We start from the raw sequence: 20,576 nt of genomic DNA, 5'->3' as shown, positions 1-20,576 counted from the left end.
TACAGGTTGAAAACAATAAATAAAATATCATTCAACGATATAGAAAGCATTCCTCAATTAGTAAAAGATTTTTTAAATCAGAAAATTGAGGGTTTTGAAAATAATACATTTTCTTTAGATCATTTTAAACAACAGATACATCTGAAAAAAGACTCTTTTTCATCAAAGAAAAGAGATGTTTTATCTGACGTGTTTGAAGGCCAGCTTTCAAGCCTTTCCCTTTCTTCAAAGCAGAGAGAAAATCTTGAAAATCTTAAGCAGCCCAATACATTTACCATTACAACAGGACATCAGCTGAACCTGTTTTCTGGGCCTGTTTTCTTTGTCTATAAAATTCTTCAGACCATAAAGACATGTACCTATCTGAAAGAAAACTTCCCCGATTTTAATTTTGTTCCGGTATATTGGATGGCTTCGGAAGATCATGATTTTGCTGAGATCAATCATTTTAAAACCGAAAGTAATTATTACGAAACCAATGAGAAATCAGGAGGTCCGGTAGGAAGAATTGAGATCAGTGATACTTATTTTATTTCTGAATTTGAAAAAGAATTCAAAGATTCTATTTTTGGAACCGAGCTGATCTTAATGATGAAGGAAGCGTATAAAGTTGGAAATACTTTGACAGAGGCTATTAAGATTCTTGTTAACCGTCTTTTTTCAGAATTCGGACTTTTGATTTTAGATGGAGATTCTAAAGAACTTAAAAATCAGATGAAAGAAGTTTTTAAAGATGAACTTCTTCATTTCAGTTTACAAAAAACATCTGAAAATAAGGTCGATTTTCTGACGGAAAAATACGGTAAAGTTCAGGTGAATCCTCGTGAAATTAACCTTTTCTATCTTTCGGAAACAAGAGATAGAATAGAATTTAATGGACAGAAGTATAGTATCGTAGACAAAACGACTCAGTTTACAGAAGAAGAAATCCTGGCTGAATTGGAAAATCACCCTGAAAAATTCAGTCCCAATGCATTAATGCGTCCGGTATATCAGGAAAATGTACTTCCGAACCTGGCTTATATTGGAGGAAATGCCGAAATCATGTACTGGCTGGAACTGAAAGACTACTTTTCAAAAATTAATATTCCTTTCCCTATCCTGATTCCAAGAAACTCTATGCTTTTCCTGAAAGAGAAAACATTAGGGAAAATTGAGAAACTGGATCTTAAAATAGAAGACTTCTTCCAGAATTTCACGGTACTTACCAATCATAAGATTTTAAAAGATAATCCCATTTTACAATTGCTGGATGAGAAAGAAGAGTTGCTGATCAGCAATTTTTCAGCATTGAGAACTTTGGCAGAAACCACTGAGAAATCTTTTGGAAATATGGTGAAGGCAGAAGAAGTGCGACAATTAAAGTCATTCAAAAGAATGAAAAAACGACTCCTTCATGCCGAGAAAATAAAACAGAATGAATTGCTGGAAAGACTTGAAAATCTGTTTTTAGATTTTCACCCAGCTAAAACATGGCAGGAGAGAGTCTATAATTTTAGTGTATTCTTTTCAGATTATGGCTATTCGTGGCTTGAAAATTGTTTGGAAGAAATGGTGGTTCAAGATTCCAAATTAATAATTGTTGCCATTTAATTTTAAAGAAGTATTTTTGTAAATTATAATTATCGAATATGATAAAGAGGTTTTTTATTCTATCCAGTTTATGTATGGTTTTGGGAGTTTCAGCCCAGAAATCACATACGGTTGTGCAAGGTGATAATCCTTACAACATTGCCAAAAAGTATGGAATGACTGTAGATGAATTGCTGAAGCTAAACCCAAAAAATAAAGATGGTAAACTAGCTATCGGAGATGTTTTAACTATCAAATCAGAAAAAACTGCCACTCCGGTTGCCACCAAACCAACTCCAGTAGAAAAAGTAACTTCAAACACAAGTGCTTCTTCTGTGGGGAAAATTGTTTTGCAGCCAAAGCAAACGATCTATGGTATCACAAAACAATACAGAATTTCTGAAACTGATTTGAGAAAATTGAATCCTGAACTGGATTCTCATATGAAAATCGGAGACGAGATCGCATTACCTCTTGCCAGTATTAAAAAATATGGAGGGACTCAACAAACTGTAACAACAGAAAAACATGCTGAACCTTCCGTTGAAAAAACAACTACTACGATTACTCCTACAGTTGTTACTGCTGCCGTAGAAGGAGAATCTTATGTAATCCAGACTAAAGATAATTACTATAGAATTACAAAACAGTTTGGAATCAGCCAGCAGGATCTTTATGCTTTAAATCCAGGATTGGAAGAAAAAGGCCTTAAACCTGGTGAAACTATTAAAATAAAAACATCCCATACCAATACAAACGCTGATACTGTTGCTGAACCTGCAAATCCAAAAGCAAAAATGGATTCAGGGAACGAGAAATCAACAGCCTCTTCCAATATTGTTGCAGGAGATGATTATGTAACCTATACCGTTCAGCAGGGAGATACTGTATTTTCTATCGTGAATAAATTCGGTGTTTCTATAGATGAACTTATTGCTCTTAACCCAGACCTTTCTCATGGATTGAAGACCGGAATGGTTTTAAAGATCAAAAAACAGGATGCTGCATACATCAAGAAAAATGGTGATGCCCTTAGTGTTATCCTAATGCTTCCATTTGGCTACAGTACAAACGAAACTCAGTACAGAGCAATGGCACTGGACTTCCTAACAGGAGCTAAACTTGCTATTGAAAGAAATGCCAGAGGAGGACAAAAGCTGGATGTCAAAATTGTAGATTCAGGAAATGAAGCGTCATTCAAAAATTCTTTGACACAGATCAATCCTGACAATACAGATCTTATTATCGGTCCATTCTTTAAATCAAATGTAATTGATGTTCTTGATTTTACCAAGAATCAGAAAATCCCAGTTGTAGCGCCATTTGCCAATACTCCAGAATTATATAACTACAATAATCTTATTATCGTTGAAACAAACAATCAGACGTATGCAGATAAGATTGTAGAAGAAGTAAAAGGAATTTATTCTGACCAGAAAATATATGTAGTGGCAGATGCTAAAAAAGAAAATGCTAATTACATCAAAGCAGGACTCGAAAAAGCGGTAAAAAATCCTAATATCATTATTGTGAACTCTCCGGCAGATATCCAGCCAGATCAGAATATGATGACGGGTCAGTCTGCTCCGGTTATTGCCATTTTGGCGAATGATGACAATGCAGCAGGTGATGCTTTTGCCAACAGAATCATTGCTATTTCTAAAGAAGTACAGGGCGTGAAAGCGTTCAGTATGTTCTATTCTCCAACTTTTGAGAAAAGAGTTGACGAGCTGAGTCAGGCAAGTCTGGTATATCTTATGGATAGAAAGATCAATACTGATGGTGGTTTTGAGAAAGAGATTCTGGCTGCTTATAAAAGCAAATACTGTAAAACTCCTCCCAAATATGCTATCGTAGGTTTTGATGTAGTAAACGACATGTTGACCAGAGAAAATAAAAAAGGAGAGATCTTTAAACAGATGAATAAAGTTCAGACTCAGCTTGCTACAAAGTTTGAGTTTGTAAAATCTAAAGCTAACGGTGCTTATGTAAATACCGGTTACAGAGTAATCAGGTTAGTACCTTAATGATTTATGTCTCTTAAAAAGAATATTGTTAACATTATAGTTATATTTGCATAATATTTAATTCAATACATGAAAGCACTTGTATTTCCAGGGCAGGGTTCTCAGTTCGTAGGAATGGGAAAAGAGTTGTATGATTCTAGAAAAGATATTAAAGATCTGATGGAATCTGCCAATGAAATTTTAGGTTTCGACATTCTTTCCATTATGTTTAACGGAACGGACGCAGATCTTAAAAAAACAGAGGTTACCCAGCCTTCAATATTTATACATTCAGTAGCAGCATTAAAAGCCGTAAACGGTCTTGGTGCTGAAATGGTTGCAGGACACTCTTTAGGAGAGTTTTCAGCTTTAGTTGCCAACGGAGTTTTATCCTTTGATGACGGTTTGAAATTAGTTTCCGAAAGAGCAAAAGCGATGCAGGCAGCTTGTGATGCCAATCCTAGTTCTATGGCTGCTATCTTAGGATTAGATGATGCTAAGGTTGAAGAAATTTGTGCACAGATCAGCGGAATCGTTGTTCCTGCAAATTATAACTGCCCAGGGCAATTGGTAATCTCAGGAGAAACACCAGCAGTAGAAGAAGCTTGTGCAAAGCTGAAAGAAGCAGGAGCTAAAAGAGCATTGTTATTACCAGTAAACGGAGCTTTCCATTCACCATTGATGCAGCCTGCACAGGAAAGACTGGCAGCCGCTATCGAAAAAACAAAATTCAGAAAAGCAACTATTCCTGTATATCAGAATATCACTACAACAGCGGTAACGAATCCTGACGAGATCAAGCAAAACCTGATCGCTCAGCTTACCGGTCCTGTAAAATGGACTCAGTCTGTTCAGAATATGATTAAAGATGGGACATCCAACTTTGTAGAAGTAGGACCAGGAAAAACTCTTCAGGGATTGATCAAAAAAATTGACGGATCAGTAGATGCAGTTTCTGCAATCTAATTAAAAATATATGAACGCGATATTTTCACCGGGCAAGCTTATGCTTACTTCAGAATATTTCGCAATTGATGGAGCTCTTGTCTTAGCGGTACCTACCAAGCTGGGACAAGAGTTTTTCTTTGAAGAAAAAGAAGATGGGAAGTCACTTATTCTTTGGGAAGCCTATCATCAGAATACATTATGGTTGAAAGCTGTCATTGACTATGAAAACTGGCAGATCCTAGAAACCAACATTCCATCAAGCGCTGAGTTTATTGTCAAAACATTAAAAAATGTTCAGCAGCTTTCTACTACTAAATTCAAGACCAATCTTACTTACCATTTAAAGACCAATCTTCAGTTTCCTGCAGACTATGGCCTTGGAAGCAGTTCTACTTTAATGAACAATCTTGCAGAATGGGCTGAAATAGATCCTTTTTATCTTAATACAATCAGCTTGGGAGGCAGTGGATATGATATTGCCGTTGCAAAAGAAAAATCTGCGGTCCTTTTCCAAAGTAAACCTGAGATTAAATATGAGAAGGTAGATTTCAATCCTTCTTTTAAAAATGAATTGATTTTTATTCATTTAAATCAGAAACAGGATAGCAGAGAAGGAATCAGCTTTTATAGATCAAAAAAGAAGTCTCCGGAATTGGTTGGTGAATTTTCAGATATCACAAAAAAAATATTGTTATGCAATGAATTGGAAAATTTTTCCGAATTAATGATGATTCATGAGCGTAAAATTGCTGATTTTCTTGAAATATCCACAGTTAAGGAAAAATTCTTCTCAGATTGCCCTTCTTTTGTCAAAAGTTTGGGCGCATGGGGGGGAGATTTTGTAATGAGTGCCAAATTTGGGGGCTTTAAAGACTATTTTTGGGAGAAAGGTTTTACAACTATTTTTGAATGGGAAAATATAATTAATTTATAATCAAACCCTTACGATCCTGTTTTTTTATTTGTCATTCTGACTTATATCAGTATATTTAAACCACCTTTAACAAATAATTAATATTATTTTTGTTGAAGTCAATAAAGAAATAGAAAATATAAGTAAAATGAAAAACACTAAAATCATCCAGGATTTAGAGAAATTAGGGATTAAAGGGAACTATGAAGTAGTGTACAATCCTTCTTATGAAGAATTATACCAGGCTGAAGTTTCTTCTGAAAATCAGGGGTTTGAGAAAGCGGAACTTACGGAATCGGGCGCGGTATCAGTAAAAACAGGAATTTTCACAGGTCGTTCACCTAAAGACAGATATATTGTTCAGGATGATGTTACAAGAGATACTATTTTCTGGGATGGTAAAGTAAATTTACCTACATCAGCAGAAATTTTCGGTTCTTGTAAAGAACTAGTGCTGAACCAGCTTGCTGAATCTAAAAAGATTTATGTAGTAGATACATTCTGCGGAACGAATGCAGATACGAGACTTAAAGTAAGATTTATCGTAGAAGTAGCATGGCAGGCGCATTTTGTTACTAATATGTTCATTCGTCCTTCTCACTATGAGCTTGAAAACTTTGGAGAACCTGATTTCACAGTAATCAACGGTTCTAAGACAATAAACCCTAACTGGGAAGCTCAGGGATTGAATTCTGAAAACTTCATCATGTTCAACCTTACTGAAAAATTACAGATCATCGGAGGTACCTGGTACGGAGGTGAAATGAAAAAAGGGATGTTTGCAATGATGAACTATTACCTTCCATTAAAAGGTATGGCTTCAATGCACTGTTCTGCTAACGTAGGTGAAAAAGGTGATGTAGCTTTATTCTTTGGTCTTTCAGGAACAGGAAAAACTACTTTGTCTGCAGATCCGAAAAGATACCTTATCGGTGATGACGAGCATGGTTGGGATAACAATGGAGTATTCAACTATGAAGGTGGATGCTACGCTAAAGTTATCGACTTATCAGAAGAAAAAGAACCGGATATCTTCGCTGCCATCAAAAGAGATGCACTTCTTGAAAACGTTGTAGTAAACAATGGAGTAGCAGATTATACAGACGGATCTATCACTGAGAATACAAGAGTTTCTTATCCAATCTATCATATCAACAAAATTGTATTACCATCTAAGGCTGGTCATGCGAAGAAGATTGTTTACCTTTCAGCAGATGCATTCGGGGTACTTCCTCCGGTTTCTATCTTAAATGAAGATCAGGCTCAATACCACTTCCTTTGCGGTTATACATCAAAATTAGCAGGAACAGAAAGAGGAATTACAGAACCTCAGCCATCTTTCTCTCCAGCATTTGGAGAAGCATTCCTTACACTACACCCAACAATGTATTCTAAAACATTGATCGGTAAAATGCAGGAGCACGGTGCTAAAGCCTATTTGGTAAACACGGGTTGGAATGGTACAGGAAAGAGAATTTCTTTGAAAGATACAAGAGCAATTATTGATGCAATCATTGACGGTTCTATCGATAATGCACCTAAAACTCTGGTTCCAATCATGAACCTTGAGATCCCTACTGAATTACCAAACGTTTCTACAGGTATTTTAGATCCTAGAGATACGTATGAGAGTGCTTCAGAATGGGAAGAAAAAGCAAAAGATCTTGCTTCAAGATATATTAAGAATTTTGAGCAGTACTGCGATACTGAAGAAGGTAAGAAATTAATTGCTTCAGGACCTCAATTACAGGAACAAACTATCTAATAGTTATCAAAATATACAGAAAAGCCTCATCATTGATGAGGCTTTTTTATTTTTTACTTTCGCACATTTACTTTTGTATCTGTGCAATCTGTATGAAAATTAACCGGAATTATTTTAAACTTAATAAAGCCAATCTATATCCATCCATCCCGAAACCTGATAAAACTGCGTCAGTGTTAGCTGCTGTCACAGATTTTTGTCTGAATTCTTCTCTTTTGTAGATATTGCTGATATGAACTTCTACTTTTGGTTTCTGAATATTTTTTAAACAATCAGCAATAGCATAAGAATAATGGGTAAAAGCGCCCGGATTGATCACGACTGCATCAAAATCGTCTTCCTGAAGCCTGTTAATAAGCTCGCCTTCAATATTAGACTGATAATATTTTAATTCATAAGACTGAAACTCGGATCTTAAAATTTCCAAATAGTTTTCCATAGAGACATTTCCATAGATTTCCGGTTCTCTGGTACCTAACAGGTTGAGGTTAGGCCCGTTTATAATCAAAACTTTCATACTATAAAATTAAAAACTTTTTTTAATTAATGATCAAAAATTTCCGCACAGATTTTCTTTGGTTCAATTAAATTATTGACAATGATATTTGTCATGTCTGTTAAAATGATAATGGTTGCAACTCCTTATAGTAATGAGTTTTATTAAAATCTTATGTTAATTTTTGAAAATTCATCATGAAAAATTTATAAGTCTACTTGTTTTATAGACTAAAAGTTTTTAGCTTTGCAACCATATTTCGATCGGCTTATAAAGAAAGATGGAGGGAACTGACCCTATGAAATCTTGACAACCTACCCCGAAGGGCAAGGTGTTACGTTCAGCCTTTAAAGGAAAAATAAGCATTTGGTTTATCGTATTTATCGATGCCCTTTGCTGACTTTTCTGCAAAGGGCAAAATTTTAATATACGATAAATAAAATTGATTATGATTAGTAATAATTTATTCACTTCTAAAGCTTGGATTCCTCCGGTTGCAGCATTTTTTCTGGGAATTACCAGTGTGAAAGCACAGAATTCTAATCCGAAAAAGGATAGCCTTCATGAAAAAGAGATTGATGAAGTTGTAGTAGTTGCTTATGGTAAGGCTAAAAGAAACAGCTATACCGGTTCTGTTGCTACAATTTCCAGCGATAAAATCAATAACAGACCTGTAACCAATATTACCAAAGCGCTGGAAGGGCAGGTTGCCGGTATTCAGACTACCAGTTCGTCAGGACAGCCTGGTGCCGTTTCTACCATCAGAATCAGAGGAGTTGGTTCAATAAGTGCTTCCAATGATCCGTTATATGTGGTAGACGGAATTCCTTTTGATGGAAATATTAACTCTATAAGCCCAAGTGATATTGAATCCATCAGTGTTTTGAAAGATGCTACAGCAAGTGCGCTGTATGGATCGAGAGGAGCAAACGGGATTATCATTATTACCACAAAATCAGGTAAAAAAGGAGAAGCGAAAGTTAATTTTAATATCAGTCAGGGGTTCTCAGGAAGAGCTGTAAAAGATTACGAGCAGGTAAATACAGACCAATACTTTCAATTATATTGGGAAGCTTTGAGAAATGGATACCAATCCGGAAAAGTGTCATCTCAGCAAGCAGCTCAGATGGCAACAGATAATCTTGTTTCGACTCTTGGGATCAATCCATATGGAACTGCTTATCCAAAACCGGTAGGAACTGATGGAAAATTATTACCAGGTGCATCGCCACTTTGGAATGACGACTGGAGAGATATTCTGCAGAGAGTGGCTTCAAGAAATCAGGTAGATCTTGATATCAGCGGAGGAAGTGAAAAAAGTAATTATTTCTTCTCATTAGGATATCTGGATGATAAAGGGATGGCGATTGAATCAGGATTTAAAAGATATAATACCAGATTAAAGATCAATTCTGAAGTGAAAAAATGGCTGAATGTAGGGGTGAATTTAAGTTATACAAACAGTATTCAACAAGCGCCGACTTCTTCAGATTCTAAGGCCAGCAATATCATCAATGCCGCAAGATTTATTCCTTCATTCTATCCTTATTATGAAAGAAATGAAGACGGGAGCTATATTTTAGGGGCAGACGGAAACCCTACATATGATTTTGGAAAGTACAGACCTACCAATGCGCTTCAGAATCAGAATGCAGCTGCAACGCTGCCATTAGATAAAAACGAAAATAAAGAAGATAATTTCTCAGGGAAAGGATTCATGGAATTCACTTTCTTACCGGAACTGAAATTCAAGACGAGTTTTTCTGTTGATTTGGTGAATTACAACGGACATTATTACTCAAACCCATTGCTGGGACAGGGCGCTGAGATTGGAGGTTCAGTAACGAAAACCAATACCAGAACACTTTCTTATACCACAAGTAATATTCTGACCTATGATAAAAAGTTTGGAAAACATCATGTAAATGCTCTGGCAGGACATGAATTCTATAAATATGATTATCAAACTATTTCAGGAACAAGAAGTCAGTTTTCTCTGCCTTATTACTATGAGCCAGATGCAGCGTCTCTACTGGGAAGTTTCAGTGGAAACAGTAATACATTAAGCTTATTGAGTTTCCTTGGAAAAGTAGAATATGATTATAACAATACTTACTTTTTATCAGCATCAGGAAGAGCAGATAGTTCTTCAAGATTTGCAAAGGATAACAGATGGGGGAGATTCTGGTCAGTTGGAGGTTCATGGAAGATTTCAAATGAAGAATTTGTAAAAAGCCTGAATGTCTTTAATCAATTGACATTGCGTGCCAGCTACGGAGGACAAGGAAATGATAAATTACTTAGACCAAACGGGCAGCCGCTTTATTACGCTTATCAGGAGTTATATAGGTTTATCAGTCTTGGTGGAGAACCGGGAACAACACTTGAAAAAACATCTACCAATAATGTAAAGTGGGAAACCAACCTTAACTTAAATGTAGGATTGGAATTTGCGATTCTGAATAACAGAGTTAAAGGAAATATTGAATACTTCAAAAGAAAAAGCCAGGATCTTCTGTTTAATATGCCCGTTGCACCGTCGTTGGGAATCAGTGATTATCCAGCGAATATCGGAACGATTCAGAATACAGGATTTGAATTTTCATTATTCACAACTCCCGTTAAGAATGATAATTTCCAGTGGAATGTAGATGTAAACCTGAGTACTTTAAATAATAAAGTGACCAAGTTGCCTGGTGGCTCTCTTGTGGTAGGAAGTAAGTTATTAACGGTAGGAGGTTCTGTATATGATTTCTTTATTCCGGAATGGGTGGGTGTAGATCCAAGCAATGGAAAACCATTATGGAAAACCGTCTCTACAGATGCCAGCGGAAATTCAGTAGAAGGAACTACTTCAGAATATTCAAAAGCAACAAAACTATTGCAAGGTTCTGCGTTGCCAAAATTGACCGGAGGAATCAGTACAAGCATTACGTATAAGAATTTTGATTTTTCAGGATTACTGACATTCAAAATCGGGGGAAGAATTCTGGATACTGATTATACTTCCATCATGCACAACGGAAGTGCCGGCGGACGTGCATGGAGTGCAGAAATGTTGAACAGATGGACCCCTGAAAATCCTTATACAGATGTTCCCGGATTGAGTACGACAACGAATAACTGGACCTCAACATCTTCAAGATTCCTTTATTCTGGAACCTATGCAAGGCTTAAAAATGTAAGCTTAGGATATACACTTCCTGAAGATTATTTTGAGAAAATAGGATTGAAGAAGTTCAGAATTTATATCCAGGCAGAAAATCTTCTGACCTTCTATAAGCACAAAGGAATGGATCCTGAGCAGGCCCTGGATGGGACAACGTATTACAGATATCCTGCAATGAGAACGATCACTTTTGGTCTTCAGGCCACACTTTAATCTTTAAAATTGGAACAATGAAAAAATTAATATATCTATCGTTTGCACTCATCGGATTTTTATCGCTGACAAGCTGTGAAAGTGAACTGGACACTGCTCCGACTGATCAGGCCAGCAGCATAGAAGTTTTCAAAACAGCAGAAAGTGCTGAAACTGTGGTGAACGGTACCTGGGCAAAATTTAATAATGACGGAACAACCTATGCTAATATCGGGTATTCCACTGTTTTAAGAGCCAGTGATGCAATGGGAAGTGATGTAGCGGTGCTAACCAACAAGTATGGATTTGCTTCTACTTATGCCTTTACGGAAATGGTAAACAGTACGGCAAGCAGACCTTTATTTATCTGGTCTATGCTGTATTCTGCGATCAATAATATGAATAATGTTATTGCAAGAATTGATGGAACGGAAGGCAGTCAGGAGAAAAAAAATCAGGTGAAAGGACAGGCCAAAGCATTACGTGCTTTCTGTTATTTGAATCTGGCAAGCTTTTACCAATTCAGCTATCTGAAAGATAAATCAGCGTTGACTGCTCCAATTTATACTGAACCTTCCACAACAAGTACAATAGGGAAGAAGAGAGCAAGCCTTGAAGAGATTTATACTTTGATAAAAAGTGATCTTACTGATGCTGATAACCTGTTGAAAAGTTATACAAGAAATAATAAAGATAAGATTAACCGTGCTGTAGTAAACGGGCTTTTAGCAAGAACCTATCTGAATACTGGTGAATGGAGTAAAGCTTCAGCATCTGCAAAAATTGCGAGGGAAGGTTTCCCTCTAATGGCTCCGGAAAAATATAAAGATGGCTTTAATGATATCAACAATGCAGAATGGATTTGGGGACATGGGCAGACTCAGGAACAGTCTGATGCAAGTTATGCCTTCCACTATCTGGATGTGTCTTCATCGGGAAGTTATTATTACAGCTTTATGGCAGACCCTTATTTTAAAGATTTTTTCGATACTAATGACATCAGGTCCCAGTTGTTTTCATGGGATGGGCAGAAAGGAAGAGAAGGATTGCTGAGGTATGCTAAGTTTAAATTTAAACCCACTCTTATTGCGGATATTGTTTACATGAGAGCTGCAGAAATGTATCTGATCGAAGCTGAAGCCGAAGCCAGAAACGGAAATGTTTCTCAGGCTGTGACAGTCTTGAACCAGTTGAAATCGGCCAGAAATGCCAATGTTTACGCTGGATCATTATCACAGAATGCGGTAGTAGATGCAGTTCTGATTGAAAGAAGAAAAGAATTATTCGGAGAAGGGTTCTCCCTGTCAGATATTATCAGAACGCAGGGAACGGTAGTAAGAAAACCATTTGTAGATGCTGATGGTAAACCTATAAAAGTTCAGATCACTACACCGGATGGTACCGTGAAAACAGTAGACGGTAAAGGACATTCTGTTCTTGATTTTCCAGATAAATCTGCTTTCACTCCAAATAGCAATTATTATTTATTCAGCATTCCACAGAGAGAAGCCGAAAATAACCCAAACTTATAAGGAGACCTACTTATAATTAGATTTGATTTTTTAAGCCACTGCTTTTGCGGTGGCTTTTTAATAAAAAACCGTTGCCAAAAGAGCAACGGTTTCTGTTTTTAAAATTATTTTCATAAGTCATGGAAAAGTATCCACTCCCAAACTAAACATGTTGTTATTTTATGGGTGAATTTCTTCTTTTCTCAAAAGCAGAAACTAAACCTTTATTAAAGATAATTTTATTGTTTTCTATTTTACCATTAGTTATTCTCCTGGTATACCATTTTGTTCTACCTTGAGAAGCGGGGAGAAATTCTTCAATAAAAACCTCGTTATTTTTTATTTTATATTTTCCTCCGTAATAAACAGAATTTTTTCTTCTATGTTCATCAAATTTCCCAAAATACATAAGCGATTCATTCTTAAAAAAACCATCATTATGAAAAATGATTATCCTTGGATTCTTCATTTCTTTTTCATTATAATATCTACCCTCAAAGACCTGGACATAATATGCTGTAGTGTCTATTGTCTTTAAATCTTCTTCGGTTGGCTTTTCTTTAATTGAATATTGTGCTTTATCATTTAATAAAGGCTCGCCATATTTATCTTTTTCTATTTTATATAGTTTTTGTCCGGAACTGTTGAGAAATCCCATCATACAGAATATTGAAAAAATATATTTTACCATGTTGTGAACATATTTTTGGTTTGTCTTGTATCCCACATATAGTGCTATGAATCTGTAACTTGTTCCTTTTTTATGTACTAAGCCATGCAGATTTTATACCTAAAAGAAAGTTGAGTTTATCTTTCAGTTATTAAAGGGTTTGCTGTTTGTTTTTTAATAGCCAGTGGTTCGTAATTGTTGGCTGCCATTCTTTAATCTTACCTACTTTAATCGAATCTTCTTTTATGAGAAAAGAACGATCAAAACAATTAAAATACATTATGCTATCACCTTTTATTACATAACATTGATTCGTATTAGGTAATTTCTTAAAGTACATTCCTTTTTTATTTTAGGACGTACCTCAGAGTTCATTACAGTAATATCATCATCGCCGTTTTGAGTTTGCATCATTAAAGCTACAGAACCTCCTTTTATTGGCATCATATCATAAATTTTGCCTTGTAGATAATCTGGAAAATAATCTTCTTTCAAATGATCTGCGAAAGAACTTGAATTATTATAAATTATAACAATAATAAATAATAATACGAGAACTAAGTATTTAATATTCTTTTTCATTTAGTGTACAAAATTAAACTTTTGATTATTAATTAGAGGCCTTTCCGGATTGAGCGGCTTCTATAAAAAACAGTCATTATTATTTATTCAGTATTCCACAGAGAGAAGCTGAAAACAACCCGAATTTATAAGAGGACATACTTATAATTAGATTTGATTTTTAGCCACTGCTTTTGCGGTGGCTTTTTAATAAAAACCCGTTGCTTTTTAGCAACGGGTTTGTTTTCATGAATAAAGGGTATTTGTTACAATGGTTATACTATTTGTCAGAAATACCAAGGTCTCTAAGAGCTACTATACATCCTATATCTTTGAGTTTAGCTCCTTTTTTCAAATAAAATAGGACATATTCCTTTTCGCCCTTATTCAACTTATTAAAAATTGATAGATCATAATGTTGAGTCCCTGGAGCCTGTTTCAGTCCAATTATTTGTACAAAGATCTCATGACAGGCATCTCCGTTATTATATTTATCTGCCATTAAAATTGAGTAGGGCAAAGTTTCATTATGAAATGGTGAGTTAAGATAATATAGTGTTAGTTGTTTGTAAGCATCAATATTGCCATTCATCAGAATCTCTTTTTTATATTTTTCTATTGGGATATCCTTAGGTTTATTTTGGTCTTTAATCTTTGAACAGCAGACGTGTAATGAAAATAGAAATATCGCGATGATTTTTGTTACATGTTTAATTTTCATAATCTTAATTGAAGTGTTTTTCTGATCGGTAATATACCAAAGAATCAAAAGTCTTCAAGAACTTTTTAAATTTTTCACTTTTGATACTATCAAACTTTTCCTTTTCACCAATGAAGAACCGATACTGTACAGATAAAAGCCTTTTGTTGGTTTTGATTTTAATCTTATGCGGCATATAGATGGAATGTACCCTTTCCCCAATTTTTGTAGTGTTGTTAATCAGGTAGAGCTGATTCTTCTCAAAACTTTCATTTAAAATAGCCCAGTCCTTATCCGTAAGCTTGAAGCGGAGAGTTTCTGAAGTATCAGGTTCTGTATATAATAGGGTATTATAGATATCAGTGCCTTTGAGAGTTGATAGATTCCTGTTTGGCGTTACAATTGAAATGTCTTTGGTTAGTACTTCTTGATGTTCACAGGATAATATAATGAAACAAAAACAGGTTGTGATAAATAATTTTGATATAAACAGATTCATTCAGAGGTTTGATTTGTAATGGGAATTTATTGTGCTTATATTTTATTTCCTGGAAAATCCTTAGGGATAAACTCATCTAATTTAGAAATATCAATCTTCTCACTTTGCCAAAAATGCTCAATTTTCATAAGTCGATCCAAATCCTTCCATAAGATCAGCGTGCCTAAAAATCTGGAATAATATTGGGCAATATCAATTCTTATTTTTTCAATTCCAACATGATATTTTCTGAGATCTGAACGAAGCGCTTCGTCAAAATCAAGTAAGATTTTACAACAATATAAAATTTCATCCTGTTTTAAAAAGAAAGTTTGAAAAATTATAGATTTTAGCCTATTAAATAAAGGCTTTTCTTCGGGTGTAAAATTGAAATTCTTAAAATCCGTTTCAGGCAAATGAAAATTATCGATAAGATATTGCGAAACAAGATTTGGTGATATAATATTTTTAAAATAATCCTGCAGTTCATCCCAGGTAGTCCATCTGTTTCTGTCAAGTGAGAGATCAACCAGTCTGAGATAGGCATACAAAAATAATAATTGTGAATAGTTAATTTGAATTTTTTTCATCATAAAATAGAATTCCAAATGTATGAACATTATTTTGAGGTTGAAGAAAAAATAATAAAGTGCTTGTTATTGATAATAAATAAGATGCATTAAATAATTAAAGCTTTCACCCATTTTAGAAAAAATCTCTACCTTTGTAACAATGAACCTCTTAAGATGGATACTTGCATTTTATTTCATGGCATTATCATTGATGCCATGTGAAGACACGTCCCATCCGCTGAATTCAGGAGATAATAAGATTGCATTAAGCATTAATAGTGCTCATTCTACAGAAAAAGGAGATATCTGTTCTCCGTTGTGTGCATGCAGCTGCTGTCAGATGACGGTTTCAGCATTTAAAATGGACCCTCTATTGGAGATTCCTGAGCAGATTCCAGCTTACTTTTCAAAGAAGATCTTATTTCATAAAAACGACTTTGCTTACCAGATTTACGATCCTATCTGGCAGCCTCCTAAAATTTAATTTTTATTGACTGTTAGAAAGCTTATGCTTTCTGATTTTAAACTGTGCTTGAAACTTTGCAATACCATTGCAGAGGTTTTCAGGATATTTTTGCTGCAGCATTGTAATGCTGTGTGCATTCATTTTCAATAAAAATTAAATATCAATCGTGTTAGATAAAATCATAAAATTCAGTATCAAAAACAAGGCTGTCATTGGTATTATGACACTGGTACTGATCATCTGGGGAACTTGGAGTGCTACCAGATTACCTATAGATGCCGTGCCGGATATCACCAACAATCAGGTGCAGATCATTACCGTATGTCCTACACTGGCGGGACAGGAAGTGGAACAGCTGGTTACCTTTCCTATTGAGCAGAGTATTGCCAATGTTCCCGATATTCAGGAGACAAGAAGTATTTCGAGATTCGGACTTTCAGTAATTACCGTGGTGTTCAAAGAAAATGTAGATGTTTACTTTGCGAGACAGCTCATTAATGAACAGCTGAAAAATGCTGTGGAAGAAATTCCAAAAGGAGTGGGAACTCCTGAGCTGGCTCCTGTGAGTACAGGTCTAGGAGAAGTGTATCAGTATATTCTTCACCCTAAAAAAGGAAGCGAAAAAAAATACAATGCCAAAGAACTCCGTACCATGCAGGATTGGATTGTTCGCAGACAGCTAAACGGAACTCCGGGAGTAGCTGAGATCAACAGTTTTGGAGGAGAATTAAAACAATATGAAGTGGCTATTGATCCCAATCGTTTAAAAGCAATGGGAACAAGTATTACCGAAATATTTACAGCCCTTGAAAAAAATAATCAGAATACAGGAGGCGCTTATATTGATAAAAAGCCCAACGCCTATTTTATCCGTGGAATCGGATTGGTGACTTCTCTGGAGGATATCAAAAATATTGCAGTTAAAAATGAAACGGGAAGTGTTCCTATTTTTATAAAAGATGTTGCCGATGTCCGGTTAGGAAGTGCCGTTCGTTACGGAGCATTAACATATGATGGAAAAGTTGATGCCGTAGGTGGAGTAGTCATGATGTTAAAAGGTGCGAACAGTAATGAAGTGGTTAGCAGTATCAAAGCAAAAATTCCGACCATTCAGAAATCTCTTCCCAATGATGTCATTATAGAGCCGTTTCTGGACAGAACAGACCTTGTAGATAGAGCCATCAGCACCGTTAAGAAAAACCTCATCGAGGGTGCATTAATCGTGATTTTCGTTCTTGTCGTTTTCCTTGGAAATTTAAGAGCCGGACTTATCGTAGCTTCTGCCATTCCGCTTTCCTTACTGTTTGCGCTGGGAATGATGAATGTTTTCGGAGTCAGTGCCAACCTGATGAGCCTTGGAGCCATAGACTTCGGATTGATTGTGGATGGAGCCGTCATCATTGTAGAAGCCACATTACACCATTTGGGAGTAAGAAAATCTGTCCGCGCATTGACGCAGTCTGAAATGGATGAAGAAGTATTCCTTTCCGCATCAAAGATCAGAAGCAGTGCTGCATTTGGAGAAATTATCATTCTTATCGTCTACATCCCAATTCTTACATTGGCAGGTGTAGAAGGCAAAATGTTTACCCCAATGGCAAAAACTGTAGGATTCGCAATTCTGGGAGCTTTGATTCTATCTCTGACCTATATTCCGATGATGAGCGCGCTGTTTTTATCTAAGAAAATATCCCATAAAGAAACGTTCTCTGATAAAATGATGAACAGCCTGCAAAAGGTATATCAGCCTTTGTTACACAAAGCTGTTAAAGTAAAATATATTATTGTTTCGGCGACAGCTGTAGTTTTCCTTATCTCTGCTTTTATTTTTAAAAATATGGGCGGTGAATTTATTCCGCAGCTGCAGGAAGGTGATTATGCATTTCACTGTATTTTACCACAGGGAAGTTCACTCAGTCAGAGTATAGAAACCTCTATGCAGGCCTCAAGAATTATCAAGCAGTTTGATGAGGTGAAAATGGTGGTTGGAAAAACAGGATCTGCTGAGGTTCCTACAGACCCGATGCCGCCTGAAGCTACCGATATGATTGTAGTATTAAAACCGCAAAGCGAATGGAAAACCAAAAAATCCTATAACGAACTGGCAGATGAGATCAGTGAAAAGCTGGAAACTATCCCGGGAGTATTCTTTGAAAAAAACCAGCCTATTCAGATGCGTTTCAATGAGCTGATGACAGGGATCAGACAGGATGTTGCTGTAAAGATCTTTGGAGAAAACCTGGATTCCCTGGCGGTATATGCAGATAAGGTTGGAAAGATTATTCAGACTGTTGATGGGGCTACGGCACCTCAGATTGAGAGAGTAAGCGGTCTTCCACAGATCAACGTTCAATATGACAGAACAAGAATCGCCAATTATGGATTAAATATTGAAGATGTCAACAATGCAGTAAGCACAGCCTTTGCAGGGAAATCTGCCGGGCAGGTTTTTGAAAATGAAAGACGTTTTGATCTGGTTGTCCGTCTGGACAGTCTTCACAGAACCGATATTTCAGATGTGAATAACCTGATGATTACTTCCAACACGGGAGCGCAGATTCCATTGTCACAGGTAGCGAATATAAGTTACAAACTGGGGCCTGCACAGATCAGCCGTGAGCAGGGAAAACGTAGAATTGTTATTGGATTCAATGTAAAAGGACGTGATGTGGAAAGTGTAGTGACAGATATTCAGGCAAAACTGGATAAAGTGAAACTTCCTTCCGGATACTACTTTACCTATGGAGGACAGTTTGAAAACCTTCAGGAAGCCAGCAAACGTCTGATGATTGCTGTTCCGGTATCATTACTTCTGATTTTTATGCTGTTGTATTTCACCTTCCGCTCATTCAAACAGGCTGCACTGATTTTCACAGCGATTCCTATGAGTGCTATCGGTGGGGTATTCGCACTTCTGGTAAGAGATATGCCTTTCAGTATCAGTGCAGGGATTGGGTTTATTGCCCTCTTTGGAGTAGCCGTACTAAACGGAATTGTCCTTATCGGAACATTCAACCAGCTGGAAAAAGATGGTGAGACGGATATTCTGAAAAGAGTATTTGAAGGAACAAAAACCAGATTGAGACCTGTATTAATGACCGCTACAGTAGCTTCATTAGGATTTTTACCAATGGCTATTTCCACCGGAGCCGGAGCAGAAGTACAGAAACCTCTGGCAACAGTAGTGATTGGAGGTCTGGTAACGGCAACATTCCTTACCTTATTCGTTCTACCAATGCTGTATATCATTTTTAACACGAAGATTTTGAAAAGAAAAAATAATAATACGGGAACAATTACTGCCGTTCTTGTTTTAGGATTTATGATGATGGGGCAGACTTTTAAAGCACAGTCCAGCCCCATTTCAGTAGAGCAGGCAGTAGAACAAGCCGTAAATAATAACTTAACCTTACAGTCAAAAGACTTAAGTATTAAATCTGCTGAAGCATTGAGGGCAACAGCAAAAGAACTTCCCAAGTTAAGTTTTGAAGCACAGCTCGGTCAGTACAACAGCCCGAAGTTTGACCAGTCGTTTGCGATCTCCCAAAGCATTCCTTTTCCTACACTTTTTAAAGCAAGAAAAGATTTGATTAATGAGAATATCAAAAGCAGGCAGATTGATAAAGAAATCACGGCCAATGAACTGATAAAACAGGTGCGTACTTATTATTATCAGATTGAATATCTTCAGTATAATAAAGCACAGCTGACCAGTCTTGACAGTTATTATGAAGAATTTATCAGAATTGCAACCGTAAGATTCAAAGCTGGTGATATCAAAAAGATTGAAATAAGTACAGCGGAAACTCAGAAAGGAGAAATTGATCTGCTGCTGAGGCAAAATGAAGTTTTTCTGAATAATGCTTATAAGAATTTAAAGATTCTTATAAATACTTCGGAAGATATTGAAGTTCCGTTTAATAAAAACTATGAACCTTTAAAAGCAGAAAATGTACTGGACAGCGCTGTAGTAGCTAATAATCCGTCTGTAAAGGCTTTCTATCAGGAAATGGAGATTGCTGAAAAAAATAAAAAGGTTGAAAAATCTCTCGGACTGCCTGATTTCAGTTTAGGATATACCAACCAGTCTTTGATAGGACTTCATACCATCAACGGACAGGAGAATTTTTATAACTCCGGGAAACGGTTTCAGTCAGCAACAGTAGGAGTGGCTATTCCTCTCACATTTGGAGCTACAAAAGCAAGAATTCAGGCATTGGAATATAACAGACAGGTAGCTGAAACCAATGCGAAAATGCAGCAGAAGCAGCTTACAACACAGTTGGAAAATGCTTTCAGCCAGTATCAGCAGGATACTCAGCAGTATAATTATTATACAAGTCAGGCACTGCCGAATGCTGAGAAAATCGTAAAAGCAGCTCAGCTAGGATATAAAACAGGAGAGATTTCTTATGTGGAATATCTTTTTGCTCTGCAGACTGCCACCAATATTCAGCTGAAATATCTGGAATCTATTCAGCAGGTGAATCAATCTGTAGTGACCATTAATTCAATCATTAATAAATAATATGAAAGTGCTGAAATACAGTATCAGAC

15 protein-coding genes and 1 riboswitch are annotated in these 20,576 nt (G+C 36.2%); of the genes, 9 read left to right on the top strand and 6 right to left on the bottom strand.

What is annotated here, in order from left to right:
* Positions 1-6: 6 nt before the first annotated feature.
* The 5 genes from bshC (at position 7) to pckA (ending at position 7,204) form a co-directional block, all read left to right on the top strand.
* Positions 7-1,593: a bacillithiol biosynthesis cysteine-adding enzyme BshC gene (gene bshC / locus AC57AW_RS04575; protein WP_496350971.1), complete on the top strand. Its 1,587-nt coding sequence runs from the start codon at positions 7-9 to the stop codon at positions 1,591-1,593.
* A gap of 38 nt (positions 1,594-1,631) precedes the next feature.
* Positions 1,632-3,599: a LysM peptidoglycan-binding domain-containing protein gene (locus AC57AW_RS04570; RefSeq protein ID WP_496350970.1), complete on the top strand. Its 1,968-nt coding sequence runs from the start codon at positions 1,632-1,634 to the stop codon at positions 3,597-3,599.
* Positions 3,600-3,668: 69 nt separating this feature from the next.
* Complete coding sequence (gene fabD, locus AC57AW_RS04565; RefSeq protein WP_496350969.1) at positions 3,669-4,544, top strand: ACP S-malonyltransferase; 876 nt, start codon at positions 3,669-3,671, stop codon at positions 4,542-4,544.
* A 10-nt stretch (positions 4,545-4,554) separates the two neighbouring features.
* A complete protein-coding gene (locus tag AC57AW_RS04560) occupies positions 4,555-5,460 on the top strand; it encodes a GYDIA family GHMP kinase (protein ID WP_496350968.1) in 906 nt (301 codons plus the stop codon).
* A gap of 127 nt (positions 5,461-5,587) precedes the next feature.
* Positions 5,588-7,204: a phosphoenolpyruvate carboxykinase (ATP) gene (pckA, locus tag AC57AW_RS04555; protein WP_496350967.1), complete on the top strand. Its 1,617-nt coding sequence runs from the start codon at positions 5,588-5,590 to the stop codon at positions 7,202-7,204.
* A gap of 109 nt (positions 7,205-7,313) precedes the next feature.
* Here the strand turns inward: pckA and AC57AW_RS04550 are convergent, their stop codons facing one another.
* A complete protein-coding gene (locus AC57AW_RS04550; RefSeq protein WP_496350966.1) occupies positions 7,314-7,721 on the bottom strand; it encodes a type II 3-dehydroquinate dehydratase in 408 nt (135 codons plus the stop codon).
* A gap of 244 nt (positions 7,722-7,965) precedes the next feature.
* Positions 7,966-8,065: riboswitch (SAM riboswitch) on the top strand.
* An 83-nt stretch (positions 8,066-8,148) separates the two neighbouring features.
* On the opposite strand from AC57AW_RS04550, the gene AC57AW_RS04545 reads away from it, so the two are divergent.
* Positions 8,149-11,082 carry a SusC/RagA family TonB-linked outer membrane protein gene (locus tag AC57AW_RS04545; protein WP_496350965.1) on the top strand — a complete coding sequence of 978 codons (2,934 nt, stop codon included), beginning with the start codon at positions 8,149-8,151 and terminating at the stop codon, positions 11,080-11,082.
* Between the two features lie 17 nt (positions 11,083-11,099).
* The gene (locus tag AC57AW_RS04540) at positions 11,100-12,593 is read left to right on the top strand and encodes a RagB/SusD family nutrient uptake outer membrane protein (RefSeq protein ID WP_496350964.1); all 1,494 of its coding nucleotides are present in this window, start codon (positions 11,100-11,102) and stop codon (positions 12,591-12,593) included.
* 154 nt (positions 12,594-12,747) lie between these two features.
* On the opposite strand, the gene AC57AW_RS04535 is transcribed toward AC57AW_RS04540, so the two are convergent.
* The 5 genes from AC57AW_RS04535 to AC57AW_RS04515 all read right to left on the bottom strand — a co-directional run bounded on the left by AC57AW_RS04535 (position 12,748) and on the right by AC57AW_RS04515 (position 15,574).
* Positions 12,748-13,263 (bottom strand): hypothetical protein, encoded by a 516-nt coding sequence (locus tag AC57AW_RS04535; RefSeq protein ID WP_496350963.1) that lies wholly within the window; start codon positions 13,261-13,263, stop codon positions 12,748-12,750.
* 276 nt (positions 13,264-13,539) lie between these two features.
* Positions 13,540-13,824, bottom strand: coding sequence for a hypothetical protein (locus AC57AW_RS04530; protein ID WP_496350962.1), 285 nt, complete (start codon positions 13,822-13,824; stop codon positions 13,540-13,542).
* A gap of 259 nt (positions 13,825-14,083) precedes the next feature.
* Positions 14,084-14,524: a hypothetical protein gene (locus AC57AW_RS04525; RefSeq protein WP_496350961.1), complete on the bottom strand. Its 441-nt coding sequence runs from the start codon at positions 14,522-14,524 to the stop codon at positions 14,084-14,086.
* A gap of 4 nt (positions 14,525-14,528) precedes the next feature.
* The gene (locus AC57AW_RS04520) at positions 14,529-15,002 is read right to left on the bottom strand and encodes a hypothetical protein (RefSeq protein ID WP_496350960.1); all 474 of its coding nucleotides are present in this window, start codon (positions 15,000-15,002) and stop codon (positions 14,529-14,531) included.
* Positions 15,003-15,037: 35 nt separating this feature from the next.
* Complete coding sequence (locus AC57AW_RS04515) at positions 15,038-15,574, bottom strand: hypothetical protein (RefSeq protein WP_496350959.1); 537 nt, start codon at positions 15,572-15,574, stop codon at positions 15,038-15,040.
* Positions 15,575-15,713: 139 nt separating this feature from the next.
* Between AC57AW_RS04515 and AC57AW_RS04510 the strand changes: the two genes are divergently transcribed.
* Together AC57AW_RS04510 and AC57AW_RS04505 are read left to right on the top strand one after the other, a co-directional pair.
* On the top strand, positions 15,714-16,037 hold the full coding sequence (locus AC57AW_RS04510) for a DUF6660 family protein (protein ID WP_496350958.1): 324 nt from the start codon (positions 15,714-15,716) through the stop codon (positions 16,035-16,037).
* Between the two features lie 148 nt (positions 16,038-16,185).
* Positions 16,186-20,547 (top strand): CusA/CzcA family heavy metal efflux RND transporter, encoded by a 4,362-nt coding sequence (locus AC57AW_RS04505; RefSeq protein WP_496350957.1) that lies wholly within the window; start codon positions 16,186-16,188, stop codon positions 20,545-20,547.
* Positions 20,548-20,576: the final 29 nt, after the last annotated feature.

This window comes from Chryseobacterium sp. BGA-UO-ETr-SB22 (genome assembly GCF_059567885.1).
Note: the sequence above shows the minus strand (reverse complement) of the source record. Positions and strands in the feature narration are given on the sequence as shown.